Origin of the sequence: Roseovarius bejariae, assembly GCF_009669325.1 — a bacterium.
Classification (GTDB): Bacteria; Pseudomonadota; Alphaproteobacteria; order Rhodobacterales; family Rhodobacteraceae; genus Roseovarius; species Roseovarius bejariae.
Genome location: NZ_SZWE01000001.1, coordinates 2124324 through 2140108, shown reverse-complemented (window position 1 = coordinate 2140108; position 15785 = coordinate 2124324). Strand labels below are relative to the sequence as shown.

Here is a 15785-nt window from a genome sequence, read left to right as displayed (position 1 = left end):
CTTCTTATCGGGGCGAAACAGGGGCAACGCGGCCCCTGTTCCTAGGCAAAGCCGGATTATTCGATCCAGCCCTGTTCTTTGTAGTACTTCGCGGCACCGGCGTGGAGCGGGGCCGAAAGACCAGCAGTGGCCATTTCCTCGGGCTTGAGGTTGGCAAAGGCCGGGTGCAGCTTCTTGAAGTCATCAAAGTTCTCGAAGACAGACTTCACAACGGTATAAACCGCCTCTTCACTGACTGCGTCCGAGGTCACGAAGGTTGCACCGACGCCAAAGGTTTGCGCATCGCCATCGTTGCCGCGGTACATCCCGCCGGGAATGGTCGCCAGACGATAGTACGAGTTCTCGTCGACCAGACCGTTCACCGCGTCACCGCTGACATTCACCAGCACACTGTCACAGGCCGTGGTGGCCTCCTGGATCGAGCCCGAGGGGTGACCCACGGTATAGACCATCGCGTCGATCTGATTGTCGCACAGGGCTTGGCTTTGTTCTGCGGCTTTCAACTCGGTCGCCAGAGCGAAATCATCGGTGGTCCAGCCCAGCGCATTCATCAGAACTTCCATCGTGCCACGCTGGCCCGATCCCGGGTTGCCGATGTTCACACGCTTGCCTTTGAGGTCCTCGAAGTTGGTGATCCCGGCATCGGCACGGGCGACGACCGTGAACGGCTCGGGGTGAACCGAGAACACCGCGCGCAGGCCTTCAAAGGCGCCATCATCCTCGAATTTCGAGGTGCCGTTATAAGCGTGATACTGCCAGTCGGATTGCGCAACGCCGAACTCCAGTTCGCCCGCGCGGATGGTCTTGATGTTGTAGATCGAACCACCCGTGGATTCGACCGAACAGCGAATGCCGTGATCCTTGCGGCCCTTGTTGACCAGACGGCAGATGGCGCCACCCGTGGGATAGTAGACCCCGGTCACGCCGCCGGTGCCGATGGTGATGAACTCCTCGGCGTGGGCCGCCGGGGCCATCATCGCGGCCAGAGCCGCGCCGGCCATTGTGAACTTGAACTTAGAAAACATCACTTTCTCCCTTTGGTTGATGCTTGGTTACCTTCAACCGGCCCAGACTTCTCCGAGACGGCGGTTGATATCTTCGACCTGCGCGATCTGTTCTCGCGCGGCCGGACCTGCGCGGCTAACGATCATTCCGATAATCGTTTCGACCAAAACGATCGTCGCCACGTAAGAGGAATAGAAATGCGGGCTTTCGGTTGGCACCACGAAGCCCGCAGAGGCATGGCGCAGCGCCGGGCAAGCCGGGGTATCGGTAATGACAACGACGAACGCGCCCTGGCCTGCGGCCAGGTCCGCTGCCTCGATCGACCGGGTCGAAAAGGGCGGCTTGGTCACCACGATCAGCGCATCGCTGGCATCCAGCCCCGCCAACCCCGCGCCAAGAGAAGCCCCCATCCGGCTGACCATGGCCCAGTTGGTGGTGCAGTAATTCGCCATGTAGGCCATGTATTCGACCACCCCTGTCGAACCGAGCGCCCCCAGAAGGCGCACGTTGCGTGCCTTGTGCAACCGCTCAACCGTCATCTCCAGAAGATCACGGTCAATATCCTGAAACAGGGTGGCGATATTGGTCTGGCAGGCTGACACATGCGCATCGAAAAACCCGCGTTGAGCGGTTGAATGGGTATTCTGAAGGTCCTCGGCCCGCTCCGCGAAGCTGCGCACGCGGCGACCGATCTTTTCGCGCATCGCTTCGCGCACGTCTTCATACGTCTCATAGCCGATGGCCCGCGCCATGCGTGAAAAAGATGCGGGAGCAAGGCCACTATCATGCGCGACCGTTCTGAGCGAACGGGTGGCCGTGTCCACGGGATGACGCGCCACATATTCTCCGGCCTGCCGCAGCTTTTCGCTGAGGCCGTCAAGATTGCGAGCGAATTTTTGTTCGAACGACTCGGTCAAGCCGCCGATCCTCCCGTCTGAGCTCCCTGAAACAGATGGTCCATGGTGTTTCATCTATTGTCAATGATTGAATCATCTGTTTCAGTTACGTCACCCTTCAGGACTGGAAATCATGACCCATATTTTCCCCCGCCACACCAGAGCCCACCCGCCCGTCGCCGCACAAGGTGACGGCGCCTATATCATCGACAGTTCGGGCAAGCGTTATCTGGACGGATCAGGAGGCGCAGCGGTATCTTGCCTTGGGCATTCCGACCCCGAGGTGATCGCTGCGATCAAGGCGCAAGCCGACCAAATCGCTTTTGCGCATACGGGGTTCTTCACGTCCGAACCTGCCGAACGACTCGCGGATCGGCTGATTCAACATGCCCCCGATGGGATCGACAGGGTCTATTTCGTCTCTGGCGGCTCCGAGGCGGTCGAAGCGGCCCTCAAACTGGCGCGGCAATATTTCCTTGAACGGGGTGAACCACAACGTACCCGCTTCATCGCACGGCGACAAAGCTATCACGGCAACACTTTGGGCGCGCTGTCCACGGGCGGCAATGCATGGCGCCGCGAACCCTTCGCCCCGTTGATGATCGACACCAGCCATATCTCGCCTTGCTACGAGTATCGCGGGCGCGAGGAAGGCGAAACGCAAGAGGCCTATGGTCAGCGCGTGGCCGATGAACTGGAAGCCGAACTACAGCGCGTCGGCCCCGAGAACGTCATCGCCTTCGTTGCGGAACCCGTGGTCGGTGCAACCGCCGGGGCGGTGCCCGCCGTACCGGGGTATTTCAAGCGTATCCGCGAAATCTGTGATCGCCATGGGATTCTGCTGATCCTTGACGAGGTGATGTGCGGGATGGGACGCACCGGCACACTGTTCGCCTGTGAACAAGATGGCATCGCCCCCGATATCGTGACCATCGCAAAAGGGCTGGGGGCCGGGTATCAGCCGGTTGGCGCGATGCTGTGCACCTCGACGATTTACGCCGCGATCGAGAATGGCTCGGGCTTCTTCCAGCATGGGCACACCTATATCGGGCATCCGATGGCCTGCGCGGCGGCGGATGCCGTGGTTGAAAAGCTGACCGATGGCGGTATGACCAAGCGCGCCGCCCAAATGGGTGCGATACTGGAAACAGCGTTGAACGATACCTTCGGTCAGCATCCCAATGTGGGCGACATTCGCGGTCGCGGCATGTTCCGGGGCCTCGAACTGGTTGCGGACCGGGACACCAAGGCCCCTTTCGACCCAGAACTTTCTGTCCACAAAACCTTGAAAGCCGCCGCCTTCGAGGCCGGGCTGATCTGTTATCCGATGGGGGGAACAATTGATGGACGTCAAGGGGATCATGTTCTTTTGGCGCCCCCCTTCATCCTCACCGAAAATCAGGTTGGCGAACTGGTGGACAAACTGTCAAAAGCCCTGAACGCCGCGCTGCCATGATTGCATTGCCGAACCTTATGGTTGCGCCCAATGGCGCACGCCGCATGAAAGCCGATCACCCCGCGCTTCCCATTACGCTCCCCGAGATCGTCGAGACCGCGCGGGCCTGTGCCCGTGAGGGCGCAGATGGCTTGCACTTGCATCTGCGTGATACTGAGGGCCTGCACACCCTCGATGCCGGGCTTTATCGCGAAGCATTGACCGAGCTTCGGGCAGCCGTACCCGGCATGGCCCTTCAAATCACCACCGAGGCCGCCGGGCACTACGCCGCCCCGCATCAGCGCCGGGTGGCCCTCGAATCCGGTGCTGGACTCGTTTCAGTGGCTTTGCGCGAGATGGTGAAAGACACGCCTGATGTCACTGCAACCGACTTCTACGCAGAATGCGCCGCCAGGGGCATCGCCGTGCAGCATATCATGTATGATGCGACAGAGTTTGACCTTCTTGCGCGGCTACTTCCCGGTACACTCCTGCATGACTCCGGCCTGCAACTCCTCTTCGTGCTTGGCCGCTACAGCATTGATCAGAATAGTGAACCTTCGGATTTGACCCCTTTTCTTACCCGAATGAAATCCACGGGCTTGACCCCCGATTGGGCCGTCTGCGCCTTCGGGCGAGGGGAAACCGCCTGCCTCGTTGAGGCGCATCGGCGGGGCGGCAAACTTCGCGTCGGGTTCGAAAATTCTATCTGGCACGATGATGGCAGCTTGGCTCGAGACAATGCCGAACGCGTACGTCAGGTTCATCTGGCCTGTGGCTGATCATGTCATCGTTCTGCGGAAGGCGCCTGCCGTAGAAACCTTATTGGCCAAGCACACCAAATCGCTTGCAGTCCCGAGCAACCAGAGACGTTGCCTTGAAAAGCCATATAGATTAACGACTGGAAGAGCATGAGCATATCGCTCTGCTTCAAAGATGGTCCAGACGTTATGGTAGGATCTCGAAATTTCGACGCAGCACATGACTCCGTCTTGTTACGGAGCCTGCCGGAAGACGTGGTCGAAAGCCTTCTCTCTGACGCGGTCGCCCGTCGGCATAGCCGCGGGGAAACCCTTTTTTTGCATGGCGAAAAAGCGCAATCCATTCATATCGTGCTGGATGGTTGGGTAAAGCTGTACCGTGTGGGACCGAACGGCAACGAGGCGGTGGTCAACGTCTTCACCCGCGGCCATAGTTTCGGAGAAGCCGTGGCCTTTCGAGGATTGGACTATCCGGTGTCGGCGGAGGCGGTGACGGATTGTGAAATCCTTTTGATTTCGGCGCGGTCCTTCGTGTCGATGATGCGGCGTGAGCCGGATATGTGCATGGCGGTCCTTGCTTCCACGTTCCGCCACTTGCACGAACTGGTCAGTCAGGTCGAGCAAATCAAGGCGCAAACCGGGGCACAGCGTGTTGCAGAATTTTTGCTTCATCTGTGCGATCACGATACCGGAAATTGTGTCGTGACCCTGCCCTATGACAAGATATTGATCGCGGGCCGGCTGGGCATGAAACCAGAAAGCCTGTCACGCGCCTTTGCCAAGCTCAAACCCATCGGGGTCAAGGTGGCGCGGAACCACGCGAGCATCGACGATATCGAGGCGCTGCGAACCTATGCCGACGAGGACCCTGCCGCCGCCTGGAACAAGGCGCTGTAGGCGCGCGCATTCCGTACGAGTCGTACGTTTTGTACGCGAGTTTCGTACGAAACCCGGGGGCCTCACCGAAAGTATCGTACGAAACGACACGGAGTTGCCCCGCAGGAGGACCTCAGGCCAATGCCGGGGCCAGATAAAGCCCCAGAAGCAGCAGGCAGAAGAGCGCCAGGGAAATCCCGAACCCGCGCCGCCACGCCGGGGCGTCGCAGAGGCCAAGGTAGCGCGAAAGGATCACCCGCGCCTTGAGCCACGCCAGCCCGAGCACCAGCCCCCCGGCGAGGGCCGCAAGCGCGGGTGGCCAGGGCCAGAGTGACACGAGAGTCGACCCGAAGCTGAGAAAGATCAGCCAGAGCCATGCGCGAAGGAGTGGATCGGCGGGCATCAAGATCACCTCAGCAGGTAAATGACGGGGAAGAGCAGCACCCAGACCAGATCGACCATGTGCCAGAAGGCGGCCCCGGCCTCGATGTTGCGGGGGGCGTCTTTCCACGCGACCAGCAGCAGCACCAGAACACCGGCCACGACATGCGCGGCATGAAACCCGGTGAGCAGGTAGTAGAAAGTGAAGAAAGGATGCGTGTCCCACGTGATGCTCTGGGCGGCCTTGGCGGCGTATTCGGCCCCCTTGATCCAGAGGAACACCACGCCCAGCGCCGCCGCCACCACAAGCGCAAGACGCGCTGCGCCCCGGCGCGCGCTTTCGCGCAGGCGCAGGGCCCATGCCGCCAGTGCGCCACTGGTGACAAGCACCACGGTATTCACACCTGCCCCGGTGCGGTGCAGCGCATCCTGTGCCTCGGCAAAGCCTGCGGGGTCAGTGATGCGCACGGCCAGAAAGGCGGCCAGCCCCGCGCCGAAGACCAGCAATTCGCTGACGATCAGAACCCAGATCATCAGGTCGCCGGGCAGTTCGTCCAGAACGCTTTCGTCGCTCATGGGGCGGTCACGCCCCGACCAGTTCGCGGTAGATCATCGGAAGCGCCTCGGTCAGGCGTTCGGGGTGGGGTATGACGTGAAAACCGCCGCGCCCGAACATGCGTGAGAACCAGCTTTTGGCCTGTTTATCGACGGTCACGCCAAACACGGAGTGACCCGCGCGGCGGGCCTCGCGCACCGCCATGGCGGTGTCTTCGATGCCGTGGCGGCCCTCGTAATGGTCAAGGTCGTTGGGCTTGCCATCGGTGATGACCAAAAGCAGCCGCCGCTTGCGCGCCTGTTTCGACAGGTCGGCCGAGCAATGCCGGACCGCCGCGCCAAGCCGGGTATAGAAACCGGGGCGCAGCGCGCCGATGCGCTGTTCGACGGAAACATCCATGGGTTGGCCGAAATCCTTGCATTCCTGAACATAGACACGGTCACGCTTGAGCGAGGAAAAGGCGTGGATCGCGAAATCGTCGCCGCAGGCGTCGAGCCCCCATGCCAAGGCGGCCAAAGCCTCGCGTTCGATGTCGATCACGGCGCGGTCGCCCACGGCGCTTTCGGTCGAGCGCGACACGTCGAGCAGAATCGACACGGCCAGATCACGGGCCACGGGCCGGGATTGCCGCCAGATGCGGTTGGACCCTGCACCGTTGGCGAGGATATCGACCCGGGCGCGCACCGCCGCCTCCATGTCCAGTTCGTCGCCGTCCAACTGTCCGGGAATGGAAATGCGGCCGGGGCGCAGGGCCTCGAACTGGCGCTTGACGTGGTGGATGCGACGCGCGGCACGTGGGTCCTGACGGAAGGAGGGAAGGTTATCATCCGGATCTGCGGGACTGGTCAGAACGCGTACGTGATCGGGCAGGTATTGGCCGGTGCGCGTATCCCATTCGGGGTATGTCAGAACCCCGGAGAGGCGTTCGCGGTCCACATCCTCGGGGGCGAGATCGAGGTGCAGTTTCAGGCGCGTGGCCGGGGCCTTGGAGATTTGGCCAAGGCCGATTTCATCCTGATCATCGGCGGCTTTCTTTGCGCTGTCGGGGTCGTCGTCGTCAACACGGCGGTTGAGATTCAGGAATTCCGCCCAACTGAGGATCGCCTCGAACTTGTGGAGGATCAGGCTGTCGTTGCGTTCGGCCTGGTCGGCCTTGCGGCGGCGGGCGCGATGGGTGCCCTGCCCGGCCTCTTCGGGGGTGCCTTCGGTATCGCGGCTTTCGACCTCGGCCCCGGCACTGAAGACCAGTTCGCGCAGGTCGGGCCAGAGGACGACGGGGCGGAACGGACGGTAGCCGCGCGGTGCCGTGAGGGTATCCATCTCGCCCGAGGCGGTGGCCGACAGGACCGTCTGTGCCTCGGGCCCAAGCGGGGCCGGATCGCCCAGAAGGTGGCGTATGGTATCCTCGACCGCCTGTTCGGTACGCGGCAAGGATCGCACGCTGCGTTGTGCAAGCGTGGCAGCACAAAGCGCGCCATACAGATCGCGCAGGCCCGGCGCGGCGGCAAGGGCCGTGTCGGTCATCTGTCGCGCCGCCATAAGCGCGCGCAGGTCGGCGCGCAGCGGGTCGGTGTCGGGGTGGTGGGATGGGGCATGTGCCACAGCCGCGACCAGCCAGAGGTACAGCGCGCCGTTGTATTCGCGCTGTGGGAAAACGGCCAGAGACTCGGGCAGGCGCAGGGCCTCTCCGTCGAAACTGGCGCGTGGCGTGATCTCGGCCTCGGTGCCGAGCCGCCGCAGGAGGCCAAGGCGGTGATGCGACACCTCGGGCGAGACCGGCCTGATCTCGACCGAGGGGGCACCGCCAAGGCCCCGGAATAGGACTGCCAGCCGCCCGTTGACCTCGGAGAGGTCAACCGCGGCTCCGTGATGCAACTGGGGGGCATCTAGACGACTGGCAAAAGCGTGCCACAGTTTCCCGATGGTTTCTTCGGGTTCCCATGGCTCGATTTCAATCCTGCTCATGACCATACCTCACCCGAAGATGGCCGTCACAAGATCTAGGAGCCCGCGTTTGGTATCCTCGTCATCGGTCAGCGGTTCGATCATCGCCGCCTCGATCGCGCGATCCACGGACATGCCGCGGGCGATCAGGGTGGCCGCATAGATGACAAGGCGGGTCGAGACACCCTCTTCGAGGTCCTGCCCCTTGAGTGCGCGCAGCTTGCCTGCAAGGCGCACCAACGGCGCCACGCGGTCAGACGGCAGGCCACTTTCCTGCGCGACGATCCGGGTTTCCAGATCGGGGGCGGGGAAGTCGAACTCCATCGCGACGAAACGCTGCCGGGTGGAGGGTTTGAGGGTTTTGAGGATGTTCTGGTAGCCGGGGTTGTAGGAGGCCACCAGCATGAAGCCGGGGGCGGCTTCGATTTCCTCGCCGGTGCGGTCGATGGGCAGGATGCGCCGATCGTCGGTCAGCGGGTGCAGAACGACGGTGACATCCTTGCGCGCCTCGACCACCTCGTCGAGGTAGCAAATCGCGCCCTCGCGCACGGCGCGGGTCAGGGGGCCATCGACCCAGACGGTTTCGCCGCCCTTGAGCAGGTAGCGCCCGATCAGGTCGGCCGCCGAGAGGTCATCGTGGCAGGCCACGGTATAGAGCGGGCGGCCCAGTTGCGCGGCCATGTGGGCCACGAAGCGGGTCTTGCCGCAGCCCGTCGGCCCCTTGAGCAGGACCGGCAGGTTGTTTTCGCTTGCCGCCTCGAAGAGCGCGCATTCGTCGCCCTGGGCGAGGTAGAAGGGGGCGTCTGCCGCCCCCTTCTGTTGGAGGTCGATATGTCCGTCCATGGGGTTCACTCCGCAGCGACCGAGGCGTCGGTGGTGATGATTTCCTTGCGGGGCATCGCCAGCGAGTAGATCAGCAGGAGAACCCCGATGAAGACCACCACGCCCGAACCGAAGCGCATCCAGTAGAACAGCGACAGCTGATCCTGCACGTTCATGTAATACTCTCCCATGACCCGTTGCAGGTGGGTCTGGATCGTGCCGGCGAAGGTCAGGGTGAAGGTCATGAAGACCATCCCGCCCGACATCAGCCAGAACGCGGCCATGTTCAGCACTTGGTTATAGGGATCGCGGTTGCGCAGGATGGGCAGCGCGTAGGTGAAGATCGCGATGTTCAGGCAGACATAGGCGCCGTAGAAGGCAAGGTGCCCGTGGGCGGCGGTGATCTGTGTGCCGTGGGTGTAGTAGTTGACCCCGTGCAGGGTGTGCAGGAAGCCCCAGACGCCGGCCCCGAAGAAGGCCAGCGTGGCACAGCCCAGCGACCACAGGAGCGCGGCCTTGTTGGGGTGGTCACGGCGGCCCTTCCAGACCATGACGAAGGCAAAGGCCATCATCGCGAAGAAGGGGATCACTTCGAGCGAAGAGAAGATCGAGCCGATCCACTGCCAATACCCCGGCGTGCCGATCCAGTAGTAGTGGTGCCCGGTGCCAAGGATGCCCGAGAACAGCGCGGCGGCGACGATGACGTAAAGCCATTTTTCCACCACCTCGCGGTCAACGCCCGTCAGTTTGAGCATCAGGTAGGCGAGGATCGAGGCCATGATGAGCTCCCACACGCCTTCCACCCAGAGGTGCACGATGTACCACCAGTACTGTTTGTCCACGGCAAGGTTTTCGGGGTTGTAGAAGGCAAAGAGGAACAACAGCGCCAGCCCCCACAGCCCGAGGATCAGGATGTTGGAGATCGCGGTTTTCCGGCCCTTCAACACCGTCATGGTGACATTGAAGAGGAAGATCAGCGCCGCCACGACGATGCCGATTTTCACCCAGACGGGTTGTTCGATGAACTCGCGCCCTTCCTTGCCCAGAAGCCAGTGACCTTCGAACAGGTTGAAGAGGTAGGTCACGACCACGCCCAGCGTCCCCAGCACCAGAATGCCAAGCTGGATATAGGCCAGTTTCGGCGAGTGAATCTCGCGCTCGGCCTCTTCGGGGATCAGGAAATAGGCCGCGCCGAAGAAGCCCAGCAGAAGCCAGACGATCAACGAGTTGGTATGCAGCATCCGAAGCGTGCTGAAGGGCACCAGCTCGGACAGGAAGTTGGGGCTGACATAGACCCAGCCCACCAGAAGCCCGCCGATGATCTGGATGGCGAAGAGCGCCAACGCGACACCGAAGTAGGCCAGCGCGATTTTTTGTGATTGGTATTTCATTGGTCCGGTCCTTTCTCAGCCCGCGTCGTTCGGCGGCCAGTCCTGAGCGTCGATGGCATCGACCCACAGCAGGAAGTCGGCGAGCGCGCGCGTCTCTTCCTCGGACAGGTCGAAGTTGGGCATCTGGCGACGCCCCTCGATGCCGCTGGGTTGGGATTTCATCCAGCCGTCGAGCATCTCGTAGGCGGCCTCGGGGTCATCCGTGGCCCCCCAACGGGTCATGACATTGGCCAGTTCGGGCGCGAAATACGCCCCCTCACCCATGATCGAGTGGCAGTTGATGCAGGTTTTGTCTTCCCAGACCTTCTTGCCCAGTGCGACGCTTTCGGTCAGCCCTTCGGCATCGGTCGAGGTTGTCACGATATAGCGATGCGAATGCACCGACAGTCCAAGGAAGATGATGATGAAGAACAGGGAGCCGCCGTAGAAGATATTGCGGGCCATGCTCTTGGTCATTACTTCGCGCATGATGATCTCCTTCGCGCGTTATGTCCGATGGGGCATGTTTGGGGCGCGGGCCGGGGCGCATCCTTGACCAAAGTCAACGGCCCGTCGCGCCGGTTCATTTTCATGCCTCCCCTGCCTTGCGCGGCCCGACGAAGGCCGGCCAGAGCGCGGCGAGGTAAAGGGTGAAGGCGAAAATCCACAACGCACCGGTGACCAGCATCATGGGGAAATAAAGGTCTCCCGACAGGCTGGAGGCGAGCCAGCGCAGCACCGCCGCAAGCGCGATGAACCCATAGGCCAAAGCAACCGGCCCGGGCGCGACCAACGCGCGGCCCGAGTGGCCGAGTACGGCGCGACTCATCACGGCGAGGGTCATTCCGCCGACGGCGCCGATCCCCAGAACGTGCAGCGCGGCAACCTCGCTGCCCCAACCGAAGGCGCTGGCGCCCCAGAGGATCATCCCCGCGCCCAGCATCGCCATGCCAAGGTGCAGCGCCCAGAGGATCGGTTGGCCCAATGTCCAGAGCACGCCCCAGAACCGGATGCGCGCGATCTGCGCCACGCCGCCGATCAGGGTCAGCGCGCCGGTTATCTTCTCGGGGGCCATGACAAGCAGGGAGAGCGTGGCCAGCGCGATCATCACGATGGCCGTCACATCGAGCGGTTTAAAGCTTTGCGGCAGGTTGTCTTCCGGCACGCCCGTGCGTTTCATCGCGTTGCGGGTGAAGGCGGGGGTCACCCGCCCGCCCAGCACCGCGATCATCAGGCAGAGCGCGAAAAGGCCCGTGCGCAGCCCGGTATAAAGCGTGTCCTGTGTCAGGCCGAGCCATTCGAGGTGCACCAGAAGGTTCCCCGACCAGACCAGTGCGAGAACCGCCAGAAAGGCCACGTTCTGCGGCTTGGGGCGCTTGATCAGCATGAGCGCGATCTTGACGCCCAGAAGCGGCAGGAAGGCCAGATCGACCACTGCGACCGCCACGGGGGGCAGCGCGCCGGAGTACCAGATGGCAAGCCGCCCGGCCAGCCAGATCAGGGCGGTGACGGTCACGAAAACCTGTGCCGCTGCCCGCGCGCCTGTCCAATTGGGCACCGCGGTCAGGAAGAACCCGCCGAGGGCCGCACTGGCATAGCCAAAGATCATCTCGTGCGCGTGCCACAGGTGCGGCGCGGCGGCGAAGGGCATGTCGTTGACCATCCCGCCCGCCGTATGGACGCCAAGCCAGATTTCCCAGACCAGCAGGGCGAACACGGCATAAAGACCGGCGGCCATGAAGAACACGCGGTAGGGTTCTCCGAACAGGCGTTTCAGGGTTTGGGTCATCGGGTCAGTCTCCGGCAGGGGCGGATTTGCGCGCGCGGCGCCTGAGGACAGGGCAGGTTTGGTCATCGTTCATCACCACTTGGCAGCGCAGGCAAAGTACGCATTCGTTGGGGTTGATACGCCCGATCGGGTCAATCGCCCCGACGGTGCACTTGGTTTCACACAACCGGCATTCGCGCCCGCATTGCGGGCGGCGATGCAACCAGTCGAACACCTTGAGCTTGGCGGGGATGGCAAGGCCCGCCCCGAGCGGGCAAAGGTAGCGGCAGTAGAACCGTTCGATGAACAGCCCCGCCGCCAGCAGGACGAGCACAAAGGCAACAAAGGGCCATGCGCGCAGCATTCGCATGGAAATGGCGGTTTTGAAGGGTTCGGCCTCGGCCAGAATCAAGGCGTAGGTCATCGAGTAGAAGGACAGCGCGAGGATCGCCACGAAGAGCGTGTACTTGATGATCCAGAGCCGTTCATGAAGGGCGTGGGGCACGGCGATTTGCGGGATGCCGAGGCGGCGGGCGGCGGTGTTCATCAGTTCCTGCAGGGCCCCGAAGGGGCATAGCCAGCCACAGAACACCCCCCGCCCCCAAAACAGGATGCCAAGGGCCACCCCGGCCCAAAGGGTGAAGATCACCGGCTCGATCAGGAAGGTTTCCCAGCGGAATCCCGACAGCAGCGATTGTGCGAAGGCCACCACCTGTACGACGGAAAGCTGGCCATTGAGCCCCCAGCCCAGCCAGACCAGCGTGAGCGACAGGAAGCCCAGCCGAAGGCGCAGCCAGAGGCGCGGGCGGCGGACCAGCGATTCCTGGAACAGCAGGATCAGGGTCAGCGCGATCATCATGGCGGCGACCGAGACCACCTGAAGGCGTTTGTCCTGCCATTGCGCCTGCCACAGGGGGGCGGGCCCCGCCGGTGGCTCGGTGATGTAGGTGCTGGGCAGTTGGTAGGGCAGGTCGGAGGTAAAGCGGACCTCGCCGCCGGCCTGCGCGGGACGCGCGGCGGTGAGTTCGAGGGTGAAGGGCCGGGTCGGATCGAAACCCTCGCCCGGCAGGGCAAAGAGGCTGCGTTCCTTGACGTCGGGGGCGTCAGGGGCGGCCAGCCCGTCGATCCGGGTATAGCCGGGGTCGGTCAGGGCGATGCGGGTGCCGTTCTGGACCACGGTCAGCCGGTCGAAGACGCCAGTGCTGCGCCATTCGAAACCGCGGTGCGAATGGACCCCGCGCGAGGCGACGAAGAGGACCGTTTCACCGGGGGCGAGGGCGCCCACGGCACGGGTGTATTGCTGCTGCCCGAGGATGTTGCGCCCGATGGTCGGCGGGTCGGCCAGCGCGGCGTAAAGATCGATAAAGGGGGCGTCGCCCTCGGGCACGGGGACCTTGGCGCCGCGCAACTGCGCGCGCGCCTCGTCGAGGGTGACGGTCAGGCGGGCGATGGCGCCTTCGGCGATCAGGTCATCCCACGAGCGCGACGTATATTTGACCCGGTCGATCCCGCCGCCGGGCAGCAGGCCGCGCGCGATGGCCAGGGTGCGGGCGGTGCGCAGGATCGAATCGCGGATGACGCCGGTGGATACCGTCGCGCGAGAGATGACATCGGGCATGTCCGGCCCGGCCCCGGCGCCTTCCTGCGCGGTCAGGTCGGTTCCGGCGAAACCGCCGACGAAGCGCGAGATGTCTTCGTCAGACAGGCCGAGTGTCAGGATCGGTTCGGAATGGCGCATCAGGCGGGCGTCGGCGATTCGGCCCTCCAGATCGACCGCGACCAGCACATCGAGCGGGCGGCCCGAATAGCCCACCGACCGCGCGATTTCCCATGTCGAGGCGATGTAGCCCACGGGGCCGTCGCGCCCTGTGACCGCCCAACCCGGAACCTGATCGTCCGACCGCGTGAGTGCCGGGCGCGCGGCGAGACCGAACATGGCCTGCGCAAGGGCACGGTCCGGCGTGGCCGGTTGCACCGCCCGCTCGGACCCCGGGCGCACCACGCCCCCGCCGCCGCCCGCCGCATGGGCGGGCCATGGCGAGGCGGGCGCGAGCAGCGCCACGATGAGGCAAAGGAACGCGACGATCCGGGTCATGGCGCGACATTCCACTGATCACCCTTAACCAGCGTTGACTTTAGTCAAGGAGGTCGCGGCGCCACAGGATCACCCTTGGGGGGCCTCACCAGCGGAATTGGAGACAATCTAATGAAACCGACACCCTCCAGATGGCGCACGATGCTTTTGTCGAGTGCCGCCATAGCCATGGGGCTTGCCGTAACGGCTGCCACTGCGCAGGAAGACAAGCCAAAGGATCATGCCGACGGCCCTGCCGCCGCCTATGAGCCCAGCATGACAACCCTCGGTCAGCTCAAGGTCGAAATTCCCGGTCGCAAGCCCGGCGATCCGGTCATGACCCCCAGCGAGTACCAGAAGGCCAACACGATTTATTTCGAACGGTGCGCCGGTTGTCACGGTGTGCTGCGCAAAGGGGCCACCGGCAAACCGCTGACCACCGACATCACCCGCGAAAACGGGTTCGAGTACCTGCGCGACTTCATCACCTACGGCTCACCCGCCGGTATGCCGAACTGGGGCACCTCGGGCGACCTGAGCGAGGAAGAAGTCGACATGATGGCCCGGTACATCCTTCTGGATCCGGCAGAGCCGCCCGAGTTCGGGATGCCCGAGATGAAGGCAAGCTGGACCGTGCACGTCGCGCCCGAGGATCGGCCCACCGAGAAGATGAACGATATCGACATCGACAACCTGTTCTCGGTCACGTTGCGCGATGCCGGGCAGATCGCCCTGATCGACGGCGCGAGCTATGAGATCAAATCGGTGATCGACACCGGCTATGCCGTGCACATCAGCCGTATCTCGGCGTCGGGTCGGTACCTGTACGTGATCGGCCGTGACGCCAAGGTCAACATGATCGACCTGTGGATGGAAGAACCTGCCACCGTGGCCGAGATCAAGGTCGGGACCGAGGCGCGGTCTGTCGAAACCTCGAAAATGGAAGGCTGGGAAGACAAATACGCGATTGCCGGGTCATACTGGCCGCCGCAATACGTGATCATGGACGGCGACACGCTTGAGCCGCTCAAGATCAAGTCGACCCGCGGGATGATCTATGACGAACAGACCTATCACCCCGAACCGCGTGTCGCGGCGATCCTGAGCTCGCACTACAACCCCGAGTTCATCGTCAACATCAAGGAAACCGGCAAGATTCACCTTGTTGATTATTCGGACATCGAAAGCCTGAAAATCACCGAGGTCGAGGCCGAACGGTTCCTGCACGATGGCGGGTTGGACAGTTCCAAGCGCTACTTCCTGACGGCGGCCAACGCCCGCAACAAGGTGGTGGTGATGGACACCAAGGAAGGCGACGTCGAAGCGGTGATCGACACCGAGGGCCTGACCCCGCACCCGGGGCGTGGCGCCAATATCGACCACCCGACCTACGGCCCCGTATGGGTAACCTCGCACCTTGGCGACGATACCGTGGCGATGATCGGCACCGACCCGGAAGGGCATCCTGACTATGCCTGGAAGATGGTGCAGCAGGTCTATGCGATGGGCGGCGGATCGCTTTTCGTCAAGACGCACCCGGAATCCGAGAACCTCTATGTCGATGCGCCGCTGAACCCGCTTGCTGAAGTCTCTGGCTCGGTCGCGGTGTTCAAGATCGCCGATCTGGCCGAGGAAGAACCCGAATTCACCGTTCTGCCGCTGGTGGAATGGGCCGGTATTGCCGAAGGCCAGCCCCGCGTGGTGCAGGGCGAGTTCAACAAGGCCGGGAATGAGATCTGGTTCTCGCTCTGGAATGCCAAGGACAAGGAATCGGCCATCGTCGTCGTGGACGACAAGACGCTGGAGCTCAAGAAAGTGATCAAGGACGAGCGCCTGATCACCCCGACGGGCAAGTTCAACGTCTACAACACCCGCGCCGACGTCTACTGACGCGCGC

14 protein-coding genes are annotated in these 15785 nt (G+C 63.0%); 4 read left to right on the top strand and 10 right to left on the bottom strand.

What is annotated here, in order from left to right; all coding sequences use genetic code 11:
• Nucleotides 1-56: 56 nt before the first annotated feature.
• Together FDP25_RS10230 and FDP25_RS10225 are read right to left on the bottom strand one after the other, a co-directional pair.
• Nucleotides 57-1025 (bottom strand): TAXI family TRAP transporter solute-binding subunit, encoded by a 969-nt coding sequence (locus tag FDP25_RS10230; protein ID WP_246175813.1) that lies wholly within the window; start codon nucleotides 1023-1025, stop codon nucleotides 57-59.
• A gap of 33 nt (nucleotides 1026-1058) precedes the next feature.
• Entirely contained in the window at nucleotides 1059-1922 is an 864-nt protein-coding gene (locus tag FDP25_RS10225; protein ID WP_246175812.1) for a MurR/RpiR family transcriptional regulator, read from the bottom strand.
• Nucleotides 1923-2034: 112 nt separating this feature from the next.
• On the opposite strand from FDP25_RS10225, the gene FDP25_RS10220 reads away from it, so the two are divergent.
• The 3 genes from FDP25_RS10220 (at nucleotide 2035) to FDP25_RS10210 (ending at nucleotide 4994) form a co-directional block, all read left to right on the top strand.
• A complete protein-coding gene (locus FDP25_RS10220; protein WP_154151355.1) occupies nucleotides 2035-3357 on the top strand; it encodes an aspartate aminotransferase family protein in 1323 nt (440 codons plus the stop codon).
• Nucleotides 3354-4118 carry a beta-keto acid cleavage family enzyme gene (locus tag FDP25_RS10215; protein ID WP_154151353.1) on the top strand — a complete coding sequence of 255 codons (765 nt, stop codon included), beginning with the start codon at nucleotides 3354-3356 and terminating at the stop codon, nucleotides 4116-4118. Before FDP25_RS10220 ends, FDP25_RS10215 begins: the two co-directional genes overlap by 4 nt.
• Before the next feature lie 168 nt (nucleotides 4119-4286).
• Nucleotides 4287-4994, top strand: coding sequence for a Crp/Fnr family transcriptional regulator (locus FDP25_RS10210; protein ID WP_154151351.1), 708 nt, complete (start codon nucleotides 4287-4289; stop codon nucleotides 4992-4994).
• 112 nt (nucleotides 4995-5106) lie between these two features.
• On the opposite strand, the gene FDP25_RS10205 is transcribed toward FDP25_RS10210, so the two are convergent.
• The 8 genes from FDP25_RS10205 to FDP25_RS10170 form a co-directional block, all read right to left on the bottom strand.
• Nucleotides 5107-5376, bottom strand: a complete 270-nt coding sequence (locus tag FDP25_RS10205; protein ID WP_154151349.1) for a cytochrome C oxidase subunit IV family protein — start codon at nucleotides 5374-5376, stop codon at nucleotides 5107-5109.
• A gap of 5 nt (nucleotides 5377-5381) precedes the next feature.
• The gene (locus FDP25_RS10200; protein ID WP_154151347.1) at nucleotides 5382-5930 is read right to left on the bottom strand and encodes a cytochrome c oxidase subunit 3; all 549 of its coding nucleotides are present in this window, start codon (nucleotides 5928-5930) and stop codon (nucleotides 5382-5384) included.
• A gap of 7 nt (nucleotides 5931-5937) precedes the next feature.
• Nucleotides 5938-7875 carry a nitric oxide reductase activation protein NorD gene (locus FDP25_RS10195; protein ID WP_154151345.1) on the bottom strand — a complete coding sequence of 646 codons (1938 nt, stop codon included), beginning with the start codon at nucleotides 7873-7875 and terminating at the stop codon, nucleotides 5938-5940.
• A 9-nt stretch (nucleotides 7876-7884) separates the two neighbouring features.
• A complete protein-coding gene (locus tag FDP25_RS10190; RefSeq protein ID WP_154151343.1) occupies nucleotides 7885-8697 on the bottom strand; it encodes a CbbQ/NirQ/NorQ/GpvN family protein in 813 nt (270 codons plus the stop codon).
• Nucleotides 8698-8702: 5 nt separating this feature from the next.
• Complete coding sequence (locus tag FDP25_RS10185; RefSeq protein WP_154151341.1) at nucleotides 8703-10067, bottom strand: cbb3-type cytochrome c oxidase subunit I; 1365 nt, start codon at nucleotides 10065-10067, stop codon at nucleotides 8703-8705.
• 15 nt (nucleotides 10068-10082) lie between these two features.
• Complete coding sequence (locus FDP25_RS10180) at nucleotides 10083-10535, bottom strand: c-type cytochrome (RefSeq protein ID WP_154151340.1); 453 nt, start codon at nucleotides 10533-10535, stop codon at nucleotides 10083-10085.
• Between the two features lie 100 nt (nucleotides 10536-10635).
• Nucleotides 10636-11835 (bottom strand): NnrS family protein, encoded by a 1200-nt coding sequence (locus tag FDP25_RS10175; protein WP_154151338.1) that lies wholly within the window; start codon nucleotides 11833-11835, stop codon nucleotides 10636-10638.
• 4 nt (nucleotides 11836-11839) lie between these two features.
• A complete protein-coding gene (locus tag FDP25_RS10170; protein WP_172982785.1) occupies nucleotides 11840-13909 on the bottom strand; it encodes a NosR/NirI family protein in 2070 nt (689 codons plus the stop codon).
• A 111-nt stretch (nucleotides 13910-14020) separates the two neighbouring features.
• Between FDP25_RS10170 and FDP25_RS10165 the strand changes: the two genes are divergently transcribed.
• Nucleotides 14021-15778: a nitrite reductase gene (locus FDP25_RS10165; RefSeq protein ID WP_154151336.1), complete on the top strand. Its 1758-nt coding sequence runs from the start codon at nucleotides 14021-14023 to the stop codon at nucleotides 15776-15778.
• The last annotated feature ends 7 nt before the right edge of the window (nucleotides 15779-15785 follow it).

What these genes read in the sequence shown, in the direction of transcription:
- FDP25_RS10230 (WP_246175813.1), bottom strand. Translation starts at nt 1,025, where the DNA reads ATGTTTTCTAAGTTCAAGTTCACAATGGCCGGCGCGGCTCTGGCCGCG.
- FDP25_RS10220 (WP_154151355.1), top strand. Translation starts at nt 2,035, where the DNA reads ATGACCCATATTTTCCCCCGCCACACCAGAGCCCACCCGCCCGTCGCC.
- FDP25_RS10215 (WP_154151353.1), top strand. Translation starts at nt 3,354, where the DNA reads ATGATTGCATTGCCGAACCTTATGGTTGCGCCCAATGGCGCACGCCGC.
- FDP25_RS10210 (WP_154151351.1), top strand. Translation starts at nt 4,287, where the DNA reads ATGGTAGGATCTCGAAATTTCGACGCAGCACATGACTCCGTCTTGTTA.
- FDP25_RS10205 (WP_154151349.1), bottom strand. Translation starts at nt 5,376, where the DNA reads ATGCCCGCCGATCCACTCCTTCGCGCATGGCTCTGGCTGATCTTTCTC.
- FDP25_RS10200 (WP_154151347.1), bottom strand. Translation starts at nt 5,930, where the DNA reads ATGAGCGACGAAAGCGTTCTGGACGAACTGCCCGGCGACCTGATGATC.
- FDP25_RS10195 (WP_154151345.1), bottom strand. Translation starts at nt 7,875, where the DNA reads ATGAGCAGGATTGAAATCGAGCCATGGGAACCCGAAGAAACCATCGGG.
- FDP25_RS10190 (WP_154151343.1), bottom strand. Translation starts at nt 8,697, where the DNA reads ATGGACGGACATATCGACCTCCAACAGAAGGGGGCGGCAGACGCCCCC.
- FDP25_RS10185 (WP_154151341.1), bottom strand. Translation starts at nt 10,067, where the DNA reads ATGAAATACCAATCACAAAAAATCGCGCTGGCCTACTTCGGTGTCGCG.
- FDP25_RS10180 (WP_154151340.1), bottom strand. Translation starts at nt 10,535, where the DNA reads ATGCGCGAAGTAATGACCAAGAGCATGGCCCGCAATATCTTCTACGGC.
- FDP25_RS10175 (WP_154151338.1), bottom strand. Translation starts at nt 11,835, where the DNA reads ATGACCCAAACCCTGAAACGCCTGTTCGGAGAACCCTACCGCGTGTTC.
- FDP25_RS10170 (WP_172982785.1), bottom strand. Translation starts at nt 13,909, where the DNA reads ATGACCCGGATCGTCGCGTTCCTTTGCCTCATCGTGGCGCTGCTCGCG.
- FDP25_RS10165 (WP_154151336.1), top strand. Translation starts at nt 14,021, where the DNA reads ATGAAACCGACACCCTCCAGATGGCGCACGATGCTTTTGTCGAGTGCC.